General features: G+C 70.3%; 18 protein-coding genes, 2 tRNA genes, 1 other RNA gene and 1 pseudogene. 10 read left to right on the forward strand and 12 right to left on the reverse strand.

Annotation, left to right across the window (positions count from 1 at the left end):
- Window positions 1-8: 8 nt before the first annotated feature.
- Both ACGFI8_RS07680 and ACGFI8_RS07685 read right to left on the reverse strand, forming a co-directional pair.
- Window positions 9-1,052 carry a PHP domain-containing protein gene (locus tag ACGFI8_RS07680; protein WP_392801468.1) on the reverse strand — a complete coding sequence of 348 codons (1,044 nt, stop codon included), beginning with the start codon at window positions 1,050-1,052 and terminating at the stop codon, window positions 9-11.
- Window positions 1,053-1,085: 33 nt separating this feature from the next.
- Window positions 1,086-1,523, reverse strand: coding sequence for a hypothetical protein (locus ACGFI8_RS07685; protein ID WP_392801471.1), 438 nt, complete (start codon window positions 1,521-1,523; stop codon window positions 1,086-1,088).
- Window positions 1,524-1,604: 81 nt separating this feature from the next.
- Between ACGFI8_RS07685 and mtnA the strand changes: the two genes are divergently transcribed.
- Window positions 1,605-2,624: an S-methyl-5-thioribose-1-phosphate isomerase gene (gene mtnA, locus ACGFI8_RS07690; RefSeq protein WP_392801474.1), complete on the forward strand. Its 1,020-nt coding sequence runs from the start codon at window positions 1,605-1,607 to the stop codon at window positions 2,622-2,624.
- Here the strand turns inward: mtnA and ACGFI8_RS07695 are convergent.
- Complete coding sequence (locus tag ACGFI8_RS07695) at window positions 2,550-3,554, reverse strand: prephenate dehydrogenase (RefSeq protein WP_392801476.1); 1,005 nt, start codon at window positions 3,552-3,554, stop codon at window positions 2,550-2,552. The genes mtnA and ACGFI8_RS07695 overlap by 75 nt on opposite strands.
- 73 nt (window positions 3,555-3,627) lie before the next feature.
- Here ACGFI8_RS07695 and ACGFI8_RS07700 point away from each other — a divergent pair, with 73 nt between their 5' ends.
- The 5 genes from ACGFI8_RS07700 (at window position 3,628) to ACGFI8_RS07720 (ending at window position 5,785) form a co-directional block, all read left to right on the forward strand.
- Entirely contained in the window at window positions 3,628-3,816 is a 189-nt protein-coding gene (locus ACGFI8_RS07700) for a hypothetical protein (RefSeq protein ID WP_392801478.1), read from the forward strand.
- A gap of 129 nt (window positions 3,817-3,945) precedes the next feature.
- On the forward strand, window positions 3,946-4,443 hold the full coding sequence (locus tag ACGFI8_RS07705; RefSeq protein WP_392801481.1) for a hypothetical protein: 498 nt from the start codon (window positions 3,946-3,948) through the stop codon (window positions 4,441-4,443).
- Between the two features lie 108 nt (window positions 4,444-4,551).
- Window positions 4,552-4,719 carry a hypothetical protein gene (locus ACGFI8_RS07710; RefSeq protein WP_392801484.1) on the forward strand — a complete coding sequence of 56 codons (168 nt, stop codon included), beginning with the start codon at window positions 4,552-4,554 and terminating at the stop codon, window positions 4,717-4,719.
- Between the two features lie 80 nt (window positions 4,720-4,799).
- Entirely contained in the window at window positions 4,800-5,321 is a 522-nt protein-coding gene (locus ACGFI8_RS07715; RefSeq protein ID WP_392801487.1) for a tRNA adenosine deaminase-associated protein, read from the forward strand.
- A gap of 29 nt (window positions 5,322-5,350) precedes the next feature.
- Window positions 5,351-5,785, forward strand: a complete 435-nt coding sequence (locus tag ACGFI8_RS07720; RefSeq protein WP_392802847.1) for a nucleoside deaminase — start codon at window positions 5,351-5,353, stop codon at window positions 5,783-5,785.
- Here the strand turns inward: ACGFI8_RS07720 and ACGFI8_RS07725 are convergent.
- The 4 genes and pseudogenes from ACGFI8_RS07725 to deoD form a co-directional block, all read right to left on the reverse strand.
- A complete protein-coding gene (locus tag ACGFI8_RS07725) occupies window positions 5,744-6,205 on the reverse strand; it encodes an acyl-CoA thioesterase (RefSeq protein WP_392801489.1) in 462 nt (153 codons plus the stop codon). The genes ACGFI8_RS07720 and ACGFI8_RS07725 overlap by 42 nt on opposite strands.
- Before the next feature lies 1 nt (window position 6,206).
- On the reverse strand, window positions 6,207-6,842 hold the full coding sequence (locus ACGFI8_RS07730) for a TetR/AcrR family transcriptional regulator (RefSeq protein ID WP_392801492.1): 636 nt from the start codon (window positions 6,840-6,842) through the stop codon (window positions 6,207-6,209).
- Between the two features lie 37 nt (window positions 6,843-6,879).
- A pseudogene (locus ACGFI8_RS07735) lies at window positions 6,880-7,044 on the reverse strand (ATP-binding protein); the annotation flags it as partial.
- A gap of 204 nt (window positions 7,045-7,248) precedes the next feature.
- The gene (gene deoD, locus ACGFI8_RS07740; protein WP_392801494.1) at window positions 7,249-7,956 is read right to left on the reverse strand and encodes a purine-nucleoside phosphorylase; all 708 of its coding nucleotides are present in this window, start codon (window positions 7,954-7,956) and stop codon (window positions 7,249-7,251) included.
- A 68-nt stretch (window positions 7,957-8,024) separates the two neighbouring features.
- Between deoD and ACGFI8_RS07745 the strand changes: the two genes are divergently transcribed.
- From ACGFI8_RS07745 to ACGFI8_RS07755, 3 genes are all read left to right on the forward strand, one after another.
- Window positions 8,025-8,111: transfer RNA gene (locus ACGFI8_RS07745), tRNA-Ser, on the forward strand.
- Between the two features lie 423 nt (window positions 8,112-8,534).
- A complete protein-coding gene (locus ACGFI8_RS07750; protein ID WP_392801497.1) occupies window positions 8,535-9,008 on the forward strand; it encodes a DUF6232 family protein in 474 nt (157 codons plus the stop codon).
- 173 nt (window positions 9,009-9,181) lie between these two features.
- Window positions 9,182-9,385: a DUF397 domain-containing protein gene (locus tag ACGFI8_RS07755; RefSeq protein WP_392801499.1), complete on the forward strand. Its 204-nt coding sequence runs from the start codon at window positions 9,182-9,184 to the stop codon at window positions 9,383-9,385.
- Window positions 9,386-9,391: 6 nt separating this feature from the next.
- On the opposite strand, the gene ACGFI8_RS07760 is transcribed toward ACGFI8_RS07755, so the two are convergent.
- The 5 genes from ACGFI8_RS07760 to ACGFI8_RS07780 form a co-directional block, all read right to left on the reverse strand.
- Window positions 9,392-9,595, reverse strand: a complete 204-nt coding sequence (locus ACGFI8_RS07760) for a DUF397 domain-containing protein (RefSeq protein ID WP_392801501.1) — start codon at window positions 9,593-9,595, stop codon at window positions 9,392-9,394.
- Window positions 9,596-9,657: 62 nt separating this feature from the next.
- Window positions 9,658-10,575: a Scr1 family TA system antitoxin-like transcriptional regulator gene (locus tag ACGFI8_RS07765; protein WP_392801504.1), complete on the reverse strand. Its 918-nt coding sequence runs from the start codon at window positions 10,573-10,575 to the stop codon at window positions 9,658-9,660.
- Between the two features lie 424 nt (window positions 10,576-10,999).
- Window positions 11,000-11,284, reverse strand: a complete 285-nt coding sequence (locus ACGFI8_RS07770) for a hypothetical protein (RefSeq protein ID WP_392801507.1) — start codon at window positions 11,282-11,284, stop codon at window positions 11,000-11,002.
- 261 nt (window positions 11,285-11,545) lie between these two features.
- A complete protein-coding gene (locus tag ACGFI8_RS07775; RefSeq protein WP_392801510.1) occupies window positions 11,546-11,830 on the reverse strand; it encodes a hypothetical protein in 285 nt (94 codons plus the stop codon).
- Between the two features lie 342 nt (window positions 11,831-12,172).
- Window positions 12,173-12,257: transfer RNA gene (locus tag ACGFI8_RS07780), tRNA-Ser, on the reverse strand.
- A gap of 54 nt (window positions 12,258-12,311) precedes the next feature.
- Between ACGFI8_RS07780 and ffs the strand changes: the two genes are divergently transcribed.
- Window positions 12,312-12,405: signal recognition particle sRNA small type (gene ffs, locus ACGFI8_RS07785), an RNA gene on the forward strand.
- Window positions 12,406-12,484 lie beyond the last annotated feature (79 nt).

The raw sequence follows: 12,484 nt of genomic DNA on the forward strand, positions 1-12,484 counted from the left end.
CGCAGGGCCTATTTGTGCGACGCCGCCCACGCCAGGAGGTCCTTGGCGGGCATGGTGTTGACGATCCGCTCGACGGGGACGCCGCAGGCGACGGCGCGGGAGCACCCGTTGGGCAGCCAGTCGAGCTGGCCGGGCGCGTGGGCGTCGGTGTCGATGGCGAAGCGGCAGCCGGCCTCGAGCGCCACCCGTAGCAGCCGCTTGGGCGGGTCGAGCCGCTCGGGCCGGGAGTTGATCTCGATCGCCTTGTCGTGCTCGACCGCCGCCCCGAACACCGCCGCCGGGTCGAACCGGCTCTCCGCCCGCGTGCCGCGCCCGCCGGTGATCAGGCGCCCGGTGCAGTGCCCGAGGATGTCCAGGTGCGGATTGGCCAGCGCGGTGACCATCCGCCGGGTCATGACCTCGGGCTCGTCCTTGAGGTTGCTGTGCACCGAGCCGACCACCACGTCGAGTCGCCCCAGCAGCTCGTCGGTCTGGTCGAGCGACCCGTCGGCGAGGATGTCGACCTCGATGCCGGTCAGGATCCGAAACTCCATGCCCAGCCCGGCGAACCCGGCGTTGATCCCGGCCACCACGTCGAGCTGCTCCTCGAGCCGCTCCGCGGACAGCCCCCGCGCCACCGTGAGCCGCGGCGAGTGGTCGGTCAGCACGAGGTACTCGTGCCCGAGCTGCGCCGCGGCCATGGCCATCTCGTCGATCGGCGACCCGCCGTCGGACCAGTCGGAATGCGCGTGGCAGTCGCCGCGCAGCGCCCGGAGCAGGGCGGCGGTGGCCTCGTCGAGGTCCTGCCCGGCGGTCGCCTCGAGCCGGCGCAGGTAGACCGGCTCCTCCCCGGCCAGCGACTCGACCACGCACCGCGCCGTGACGTCCCCGACCCCGGCGAGCTCCGTGAGCGTCCCGGCCCTGGCCCGCGCGGCGAGCTCGCCCTCGGGGAGCTTGGCCAGCTTGGCCGCGGCGCCGCGGAAGGCCCGCACGCGGTAGGTCTTCTCGTGGGCCCGCTCCAGCAGGTACGCGATGCGACGCAGATCGGCGAGCGGGTCACGCGCGGACGGCATGCGCTCCAGGCTATCCGGCCTTACGGGGGCAGGTCAGGCGCGCTGGGGCTGGTGGGCGAGTACCGTTCGCGTGCGGGTCAGCGTGGCGAACGGGTTGGTGAACTGCAGCACCAGCGTCCCGAACTCCGCCCCCGGCAGGCATTTGATGATGAGGAGCTGGTCGCCGCGGCGTACGTCCCAGAAGGTATCGCCGTGCGGGCCCGCGGTGATGACGCCGTCGATGTGCAGCCCGCCCCGGCGGCGCGGCAGCGGCGGGGCCTCCGTGCGCGGCCCGATGCGGATCGAGGCGATCGCGGCCACCGGCACGTCGATCCGGTCCCGCCGCGTCCACCAGCCGTCCAGGCCCTGCGGTTCGATGACGAGCGCGGCCTCGGTGACGGTCAGCTGGAGATTGGTCGGCACCTTCATCAACGCGAGCAGCCCCACGGCCAGCACGATCGGGACCGCCGCGAGCACCAGCACGGAGCTCATGAAAACCGAATGTACGCGCGTCAACGTTCCGCGTTGGCGCTTTTGTGAAAGCCAGACCCGGCCGGGGTGAACGGAGCATGGATGCGCACCATTGACTGGATCGACGGGGCCGTGGTCATCGTGGATCAGACGCGGCTGCCCGGCGAGACCGTGCTGCTGCGGCTGGAGACCGTGGAGGAGCTCGTCGACGCGATCCGGCGGCTCGCCGTGCGCGGTGCGCCGGCACTCGGGGTGGCGGGCGCGCTCGGGGTGGCGCTCGCCGCCAGGCAGCATTCCGGCGAAGAGGCGCGGAATCGTGCGGTACACCTGCTGCGAACGGCGAGGCCGACGGCGGTCAACCTGGCCCGCGGTGCGCAACGCGCGGCGGCGCTGCTGCCGTCCTTCGACGCCGTGCTGCGGGAAGCGTTGCGCATCAGGGACGAGGAGATCGCGAGCTCCGCGGAGATGGCGCGGCGCGGCGCCGACCTGGTGCGGCGCCTGTGCGGACCGGGCGCGAGGCTGCTGACCCACTGCAACACCGGCGGGCTGGCCACCGTCGTGGAGGGCACCGCGCTGGCGGTGGTCTTCGAGTTGTACCGCCGGGGCGACCTCGGCGGCGTCATCGCCAGCGAGACCCGCCCGCTGCTACAGGGCGCCCGCCTGACCACGTGGGAGCTCGCCCGGGCCGGTGTACCGCACCGACTGGCCGTCGACTCGGCCGGCCCGTTCCTGATGGCCCGCGGCGAGGTGGACGCGGTGATCCTCGGCGCGGACCGGATCTGCGCCAACGGCGACGTGGTCAACAAGATCGGCACGTATGCGCACGCGCTCGGCGCGCGGGCGGCGGGCATCCCGTTCATCTGCGTGGCGCCGGAGTCCACGGTGGACCTCGCGACGGCGTCCGGGGCCGACGTCGAGATCGAGGACCGCGGCGCGGCCGAGGTGGCCGGGGCGGCGGCACCCGCGGGCACGGCCGCGGTGAACCCGGCCTTCGACGTGACCCCGGCCGGGTTGGTCACCGCGGTGGTGACGGACGAGCGCGTGTTCTCAGGCCGGGCGGACGGCGCGGACGGTCCGGCGGTCCGCGGAGACCGACTCGATCCAGCCCCCGACCCGGCCTAGGCGGAGCAGCACGTCGGCGCGCGCCGGCAGGTCGGCGGACTCGCCCGGCTCCGGCGGCCAGGCCAGCCGCGCGTTGTGCCCGGGCGTGAGCCACGGGGTGAGCGCGCCGATCGGGTCGGCGCCGTCGAGCGCCGCGCGCGCCGCGCTGAGGTCGGCGAGCACCGCGTCCAAGGCCCGGCCGACCGCCGGCGCGTTGCCGCCACACATCGCGGCGGTGAGCTCCGGGCGGGCGGCGGCGACCCGGGTGCCGTCGCGGAACGAGCCGGCGCCGAGCGTGCCGGCGAGCGGGTCGTTGGAGATCAGCGCGGCGACCGCCGCCGCGACGAGGTGCGGCACGTGTGAGATGGCGGCGACGGCGGCGTCGTGCTCGTCGGCGGTGGCCGGCACGACCCGGGCGCCGAGTCCGGTGATGAGCGCGGCCAGCTCGACCCAGTCGCGGATGCCTGCGCCGTCCTCGCTCAGGCACAGCACCCAGGCGCAGCCGGTGAACAGCCGCGGGTCGGCGGCGGTGAACCCGGACGTCTCGCGGCCCGCCATCGGGTGGCCGCCGATGAACGTGGCCAGCGCCTGCCCGCCGGTGCGCAGCCGGTCGGCGGCGAGGTCGCGGACGGGACCCTTGACCGAGGTGACGTCGGTGACGACGCCGACGTACCCGAGCGACGCCAGCTCGTCGAAGACCGCGCCGACGGCCGGCAGCGGCACCGCGACGACCGCGAGCCCGGCGTCGCGCACCGCGTCGCCGATCGACGCGGTCACGTGCCAGCGCGCGTTGGCCGGCGCCTGCGCGGCCGCGGTGCGCGCGGTCGCCCTGGTCGCCGGGTCGGCGTCGTAGCCGCTCACGCGGTGGCCGTGCAGCGCGAGCGCCCGCAGGACCGATCCGCCGATCAGCCCGAGCCCGATCACCGCCACGTTCAACGTCGCATCACGCACTGCGGAACTCTCGCACATCCCCTGATCACCCGTTCGGCTCGGGACGCCCCGCCGAACGACCCATGCCGTCCTATTGCTGACTATTCGCGCGATTACATCTAGTTACCGCACCGGCGCCCTGCTGGACTGGGCGCCGCAGGCCAACGGGATCGTCGGCGTGCGCTCCCTGGCCGCCAGCGAGGCGCTGCACCAGGTGACGGCCGGCGGGGAGTTCACGACGATCGGCGGGGCGAGCCAGAAGCGGCTCGCGGTCTTCGGTTGAGGGCCGGGCTAAGCTGCTGGTGTGGCAGTGAGCGAGTCGCAGTGGAAGGAACCGGGCGGTCCGGCTCCCGCTTCGCCCCCCGGTCGCCCGCAGGCGACGGCGTTCCCCCGGGCGACGGCCTTCCCGCCGATGACCGCCGCACCCCAGGCAACCGCACCGCAGGCGACCGCGGGGTGGACCCCTTGGCCGGGCGCCATGGGGCCGCAGGTCATGGGGCCGCCGGTCGTCGGGCCGCCGCCGCGGCTGAGCACCGCCCGGCCGCCGACGCCCGCCGCCGCATATGGGGCCTGGCAGGGCGCCCTGCGCCCGCCGGTGTTCAAGGTCAGCCAGCCTCGGCCGATGTATCGCGAGCCGCTGCCGGTCCGCGCACAGATGGTCGCCGCCGGCGCCGCCGCCGGGGCCGGCTGGATGCTGCTGTTCGGCCTGCTGATGACGGGATCCGCCCGGGGGTACGTCTGGATCACCATCGTCGCCGGGCTCCTCGCCTGGGCCGCGGCCGCGATCCTTGCCCGCTTCGGCGACCGCGGTGTGGCCGTCGGCGTGGCGGCCTCCAGCGGGGTGGCGTTGGCGGTCGCCGGGATCCTGGTGGCGTATCGGCTCGCCGGGGGTGACTGGCTGCTGTGGTGACCGTCCGGGTGAAGCCTTCGGGCGTCGGCCGGACACGCCGAGTAGTGGTTCATCGGACTTCGGCCCGTCATCTTGACGTGGACTCCGGCGAGGATCACTCTCAGCAACATGGCTTTGAGGCTGCAGCGGCTCGACCCCGAGCGGCGTCGCCGGCGGCTCGCGCTGCTGGTCGAGTTGGCGGACGCCAAGGCGATCCGCGAGCGGCTCCACCCGCGCCGGCTGCGCGCCGACCGCCTGCGCGAGCTGATCGCCAACCGGCGACGACTCGCCGACTGAACTCCGGGGCCCTTTGGTGCCAAGCAGCAACCCGCTCGAATAGTGTTCACGCGTACCGACGAGCACCGACCGGGGGGACCGTGTCGCACTTCGCTGCCGCTGTCACGCGCGGCGCTGGGAGCTGGGCCGCTGCCGAGCTCGACCTCAGTGGCGTCGCAGACATCGAAGAGATCACCGATCGCCTGCGCGACGCCGATCCGGAGGCGTCCATCTCGCTGCTGTTCGTCGAGTCCGACGACGCCTATCTGGTGATCCTGCGCCTCGACGAGGGCGAGGACCTGCGGGTCTTCGGCTCCGACTCGGTGTTCGCCGAGGAGTCGCGCCTGGGCGCGATCCTCCTGGGCGACGTCGAGGAGCGGCTGCCCGACGTCTCCGAGATCGCCGAGGAGCCGTCCGACGAGGAGGACGAGGAGGAGCGGCCGGCGGCCGAGCCCGATATCGAGCCGGTCGGCGACCCGGAGCTGCTGGCCGACCTGGGCATGCCCGGCGGGCAGCTGCTCGAGCTGTGCGCCCAGGAGGGGATGCTGCCGGCCGACCTCACCGCCGAGATCTGCCAGGCCATCGGCGCCGGGGACGAAATCGAGGAACTGCGCGAGGGGTGAGCGCGGTGGGGCGCCGGTGGGAGCCGGCGATGCGCCGCGCGCTCGAGGTCGCCGCCTGCGCCGGGCCGGACGTGCCCATCGGGGCGGTCATCCTCGGTCCCGACGGGTCGGAGTTCGCGGCCGCCCACAACGAGCGCGAGCTGACCGGCGACCCGACCGCCCACGCCGAGATGGTGGCCCTGCGCCGCGCCGCCGGGCGCCGCGAGCGGGACGGCTGGCGGCTCGAGGAGTGCGCCCTCGTCGTCACCGTGGAGCCGTGCACCATGTGCGCCGGGGCGCTCGTGCTGGCCCGGATCGGCACGGTCGTCTTCGGGGCCTGGGAGCCCAAGACGGGCGCCGCCGGGTCGCTGTGGGACGTGCTGCGCGACCGGCGGCTCACCCACCGGCCCGAGGTGATCGGCGGCGTCCTGGAGGACGAGTCCTCAGCCCTGCTGCGCGCCTTCTTCGCCGGGCACCGCGAGTAGGGGCCGGCTGGTCTCGCGGGCGTGGTCGCTCCACGGGGCCGGGCGCAGCGTCCGCGGGTCGAGCTTCACGTTGACCCGCCGGCCCTCCGCGTGCACCGTCCGGCCGTCTGCCGACAGGATCCGGAAGCGGTACACCGCGCTGCTCTCGCCGAGCGACTCGAGCCAGAAGTGCACGCCGATCTCGCCCGTGCCGCGCACCGGGGTGCGGTAGGAGATCGAGTACTCCGCGACGGCGTGCATGACGTCCGACGTGGTCGGGCGGCCCCCGGCGTAGGAGTGGCCGCGCTCGGCCCACCAGTTCGACAGGGCGCGCTCGAGGAAGACCGCATACCGGGCGTTGTGCACGATCCCCATCGCGTCGAGGTCGTCGAAGTGCACCACGAACGGGGCGACGTACCCGGGAAGTACCGCTGTGCTCATCTCATGCCTCCGGAAGGAGCTCGGGTGTCGGACTCAGGCCGCGCAGCCGCACCAGGGCGGCGGTGCGCGCGTAGTTGTAGATCTGGCTCGCCGGCAGCAGCCGGGACTCGTAGATCGCCGCGGTCTCGTGCGCGTTGAGCTCGAAGGACAGCTGCGCCGGGTCGGTGTCCGGGTGCAGCTCGCCGAGCTGTATCGCCTCGGTGATCAGCCGCTCCAGCAGCACGTGCCACAGCTCCAGCGCGGCCGCGAGCCGGTCGTGCACGACGCCGGGCCGCGCCGCGAACTCGAACTGGGCGTTGCAGAAGAAGCACCCGCCCGGCAGGTCGCCCGAGGCCACGTCGGCGAGCCGGCGCTCGTGCATCGCCCACAGCCGGCGCAGCCCGCGCGGCTCGTGCAGCGCCGGCCGGACCACGACCCGGGTGTACCGCTCCTGCGCGTGCTCGATCGCCGCGAGCTGCAGCTCCTCCTTCGTGCGCCAGTGCGCGAAGAGGCCCGACTTGCTCACCCCGAGGCGCTCGGCGAGCTGGTTGAACGAGAGCCCGTCCAGGCCCGACTCGGTGGCGAGCACGATCGCGGCGTCGAGCGCGGCGGTCCGGGCCCGCTCGCCGCGCGCGAGGCGGCCGTCGATCGCAGTCATGACCCGACGGTACCAAACAATAAATGCGACTGGTCGGTTAGTTTTGTGTGGGCAGGGTCACCGTGACCCTGAGGCCGCCGCCTTCGCGCGGCTCCGCCTCGGCCGTCCCGCCGTGTGCGAGCGCGACCGACCGGACGATGGAAAGCCCCAGGCCCGTCCCACGGGCCGATCCGGTCCGCGACCGGAGCCGCCGGAAGGGCTGATCGGCGCGATAGCGGGCCTCTACCCGGCGATGCGAGCCGCGCGCCTGTCTCCCACGACAGCCTTGGCCTCGTGAGCACCGTCTGGGGCGCTGTCTCGGCGCTGTTCCGTGAGTCGTTGTGGCATAGCGAAATGTCGCCCGCAAGCGAGCGACATTTCGGATTTATACCTTATATCGGGTTTGCCGCGTTTAATCGCTTTTGCTCTAAGCGATGATCGTCTGGAGTGCGACCTCGACCATCTGGCCGAACGTCTGCTCCCGCTCCTGCGCGGTCGTGCGCTCGCCGGTCTTGATGTGGTCGCTGACCGTCAGCAGGGTCAGCGCTCGCGCCCCGAACCGAGCCGCGATCGTGTACAGCGCGGCGGACTCCATCTCCACCGCGAGCACCCCGTAGTCGGCGAGCCGGTCGTACAGGTCGGGCCGGTCGGTGTAGAACGCGTCGGCGGCCAGGATCGGCCCGACCCGCATCGAGATCCCCTTCTCCGCGGCCACGTCGACGGCGGTGCGCAGCAACCCGAAGTCGGCGACCGGCGCGTAGTCGATGAGCCCGTCGAACCGCGCCCGGTTCATGTTCGAGTCGGTGCTGGACCCGATGGCCGCCACCACGTCCCGCAGCTTGAGCGAGTCCTGGATCGCCCCGCAGCTGCCGACCCGGATCAGCGCCTTGACGCCGTAGTCGTTGATCAGCTCGTGCGCGTAGATACTGGCGGAGGGCATCCCCATGCCGGACCCCTGCACGGAGACCTCGACGCCGTCGAAGGTGCCCGTGAACCCGAGCATGTTGCGCACGGTGGAGTAGCAGCGGGCATCCTTGAGGTACGTCTCGGCAATCCACTTCGCCCGCAGGGGGTCTCCAGGCAGCAGGACCCGCTCGGCAATCTGACCCGGCTCGGCGCCGATGTGCGTGCTCATACCCGTGATCCTGCCAAATGGTGAGCCCCCGCGCGGATGGGGTAGGCGGGTCAGGTAACCTCTTCGGCGGTGGCGTGTCCGAGTGGCCTAAGGAGCACGCCTCGAAAGCGTGTGAGGGGGTAACTCCTCCCGGGGTTCGAATCCCCGCGCCACCGCTCCAGGCCAGCCCGAACGCCCGGCCCGTCGACACCGACGGAGCCGGGCGTTCGGCGTTTCAAGACGCTAGCCGTCGCGTGGATGATCGGACGGACGACCACCTGGGATTAGGTATCTGCGACACGGCTTGCGGCGGGATCGCGAACGTCCCGAACCTCATCGGTCGCACCGGAGGCCGCGCGACTGTCAGGCGACCGCGCCTGGCCGTTCGTCGTTCGCGGGAGATCATCCGGGCCGAAATTTCCATTTGTGTCTATCGCCTGCCGTCCGTGACGCTAGGGTGCGTCACCAGGGGGAACGCGCGCGTCGCGGGCAGTCGCACGGCCGGTGGGGGTTGCGCAAGTTGCTATATGGCATCTTGTGGTCTGGCGATCTGTGACGCGGCCGACTCATACTGATGGCGAGGCTAAGGGGGGAAACTTATGCCGACCGTCTTCTATCAGGATCACGACGTCATCATCACCGACGACGTCTACGCCGTCTGGAAACCCGACCCCCAGGTGTACGACCTGGAGGGGCTGGAGGATCTGCGCCTCGAGCACGACAGCCGCCCCGCGCGGATCGTCCTGCTCGCCGCCGGCGCGCTGGCCACCGTGGGGGCGGCGGCCGCGCTGAAGTTCGCCGAGGGCACCGGTCAATACGTCATCATTGCCGCGGTACTGTTCGTTCCGCCGCTCACCGGGCGCGCGATGCGCGTCCTCACCCCGGTTGTCTGGTTCCTGCGCGCGCGTTACGCGGGCGCCGGGGTCACGCTGTTCACATCGACCAACGCCATATCCGCTATGCGCGTGCGCCGCGGCCTGATGCGCGCGTTCGCGGCCAACGCCGCGAGCGTGGAGCGCCTCGACCGCGCCGGTTACGCCGAGGCCTACGGGAGGCTGAACTCCCTGCTCTGACGTGCCGTGACGAAGCGGAGCCCGCGGGGCCGGAAGCCCCGCGGGCAGAGCTCGTTGCCCGGTTTGCCACAAATGGGCATTCATGGGCCAACTTCGTTATAATCACGTGTCGTGTTACCGGCCGCTACGTATGCTGAAGGTCCACGTCCTAGGGTTCGAAGGAGGACGACCCGATGGCCGAGAACAGCGACGTGCTCGTCTGGCGCAGGGCCAACGTCTGCGGTAACACAACATGTGTCGAGATCGCAGCCGTCGCCGATGGCATCCTGGTTCGTGATTCGGAAGATCCAGAGGGCGCGCGGCTGGCATTCGGCACGGCGGACTGGCGTGCATTCATTGCGGGGTTACGCCTCGGCACGCTCATTCCACCGCGGTGACCGACTCTATTGAAGGTCGAACGCGCCATCCTTGATACCGGCCACGAACGAGCCCCAAGTCTCACGGTCGAACGACAGCACTGAACCGTCTGGGTTCTTTGCGTCGCGGACAAGAATGTTCTCTGCCGTGAGGTCCGCGACCTCCACGCAGCTCTGGGTGCCGCAGTAGGTGCTTCTGCGCCAGCCGGGCAGCGTGACGGGTTCTTGCATTGTTCACCTGTTCTTCTGACAGGGAGGCGACCCCGAAGGTCGCCCCCGGACGGCCTTCGGAGTCAGCCCGAAGATCCTTGGTCGGCAGACCGTGTATCCGCATCATCAGCGGTGGCGGGGAGTTCCGCGGCAGCGGCTATCCGTCTTGCCGATTCCTCTTCACCCATCGAGGATTCCCACATCTGGTCCCAGCCCTCACGGTGTCGATGGATGCGTACCTCGTCGTCGACGATGTCGTCGGAGGTGCCGCTTTCTCGATATAACACCGCGTGGCTGTTCTGCTCGGGCGACAGATACAGCAGATCGTAGTGACCGAATGGTGAGAAGGGGTTTGCCATGGGGTGGATTCGTATGTGAACCCAGCCCTCGTCTATCAGCGCGCCAATTGCGGTGAACTGTTCGTGACTCGTCTCGGGTCCACCGAATCCACGCAACAGAACGGACTCGTCGAGAACGGCGAATATCTGCGGGCGCGGCTCGCGCGCCCTGATCATCTCCCGGCGCGCGGTCCGAATCGCGGCGCGCGCGGAGATCACGTCCTCGGTGAGCTCGTACGTGAAGGGTTGCATGATCGCTCGGGCGTAGGCCTCGGTCTGCATCCACCCAGGCACCACCGCCAGCGCGAAGCTCCGGATCGCCGAGGCCTCGGCTTCGAAGCTGATCAGCTGGCGCATTGCCGGTGTGAGCAGGCCCTGGTATCGCTTGTCGTCCCACCATTGCCGGCGCTGTTTCGACGCCTTGGCGGCCTGGACGAGATCCTCGACGACCTTGCGGTCCTTGATACCGAGGTGAGCGAGCAGCGGGCGGAGATCGTTCTGCGAGATCGTGACCTCGCCCGACTCGATCCGCATGACCTTCGACAGCGACCACTCCATCGCGTCCGCGACCTGACCCTGGGTGAAACCCTTGGCGGTGCGGGCGTCTTTGATCGCTAGCCGGACTCTCCGGCGTGCGACGGCGGGCGTGTCACCCGAGCTCATTGACGTCGTTGTCCCTCGTTGGACGTATGTCTACTTGCCGTATCGCTGGTTGTGTTCACCCTACTCGTCGGTAGACGCGCAGACTGCAGACATGGTCAAAACGCCACAGGACTGGCTTGCCCTGTCCGTCTCGGGGTATGCCGGCCTGCTCGGGTGGTCCTGTCGGGCCGCGCTCAGTGTAGATGCCAATCGGCCATACGGCTGTCGGTGATATGGCAGGTTCCCCCAATCGTTACCTACTGGACAGTAAGTAACGATCCGGGGGCTCTCGGTCGGAAGCGGGCGCTCCCCGTGTCGCCCGGGTGGAGCGCCCGGGCGCGTCGATGTTCGCATGGCCGAATACCTCACGCCAGATACCTGCTTGCGAAGTAGCACAATGCGCTGACGTGCATATTTCGCCTCGGTGCCGGCGCGCCTGGAGATCTCAGCCCGAGGTCGCGTAGCGGCGGTCCTGGTCGCGCCACTCCAGCGCGCGGATCAGGGCGCGGCGGACCTGACCGAACGTTCTCGGGTCCGTGCTGTGGAAGAGGCGCACGTCGTGGATCCCGTACTGCGCGCGGATCTCCTGCGCGGCTCGGGTGCGGCCGGTCCGTGGGTGCTCCAGGACGTACACACCCTGCAGAAAGTCGATCCGGAACTCCACGCGATCGGGCCGGAGGATCACGAAGTGGTCGGCGGTCACGACCAGGTCGGAACTTCGGTAGAACATTCGCATCTCCCTTTCCCCTCGGTCTTGCGAGAGGGGCTGACAATGCGGTAGGCATTACTTCAGGTATCGACGCTGCCCCTCCGCGTAGCCGGAGCGGCGGCCCGCAACGAGAACAGCGCCCGGTTGCCGCCGGGCGCTGTTGCGTATCCGCCACTCGCCCCCTCGTGGCTTCGTACCTTCGATGGTTGCATGGCTGCATGCCTAGGCGCTAGATAACAATCTGCCATATAGCAGATTGCTTGTTGCTGAAGGCGATCTTCGTCAGATCGGCAGCGGGTTGGCGCGCTGTTCGAGGGCGCGGATGAGTGCCCTGCGTACGGCGCCGAACGTGGCCCTGTTGGTGGTGTAGAAGATGCGAACGTCCGCGGTCTCGTACCGCGCGCGGATCTCGTGCCCCGCCCGGAAGCCGGCCCCCCAGCCGTGCCGGACGATGTACGGCGCCTGGATACCCTCAAGACGGAACCGAATCGGGTCGGGTTGCAGGTCGGGTTGCAGGACGAGCACGTGGGTGCTGGTGATCAGGATGTCCGCGCTCCGATAGAACATCGCCGCCCCCTCAAACAGCGTGTCGGTATCCACATGGTCCCATGCGTCGTCACCCTGGAACAGATGCAACTTGCTATACCGCAGATGGCGATATGACGATTGGCTGTCCGGTGGATGGCCTTCCGGGTCCGAAGGTGGCCGCGCACCCGAACGTGCGCGGCGCGGTCGCGCTCGGCTGCGGGCCCGATCGGTGACCGTTGCGCCGCGCGACGCGGACGATGCGCTCGGTGACCCTCGGCGCACACTGCGCCCCTTGTGACATCCGTCATGGCAGCGCGGGCCCGACGGCCGGCGGGCCGGATCCCAAGGGGTCCGTCCCGCCGTCTTGCCTGGTCAGGCCAGCGGAGGATACGAGATTCGAACTCGTGAGGGTTTTATCCCAACACGCTTTCCAAGCGTGCGCCCTAGGCCTCTAGGCGAATCCTCCGTGCGCCAGGATACCCATCGCTCGCGAGGTTCGCGCACCGGGTATTGTGGTCCGCAAGCCACTCGTGCGGCGGCACCTCATGAACCTCCCCAGGGCCGGAAGGCAGCAAGGATAAGTGAGCTCTGTCGGGTGCACGGGTGGCCTTCTTGCATCCATGCCCGACCCGCCTGACGCCCGCCAAAATTGTCGGTGGTCCGGAGTACGGTGGTCCCGGCTCTAGTCGAACG

Origin of the sequence: Dactylosporangium sp. NPDC048998 (genome assembly GCF_043197855.1) — a bacterium.
In the GTDB taxonomy this organism is placed as follows: domain Bacteria; phylum Actinomycetota; class Actinomycetes; order Mycobacteriales; family Micromonosporaceae; genus Dactylosporangium.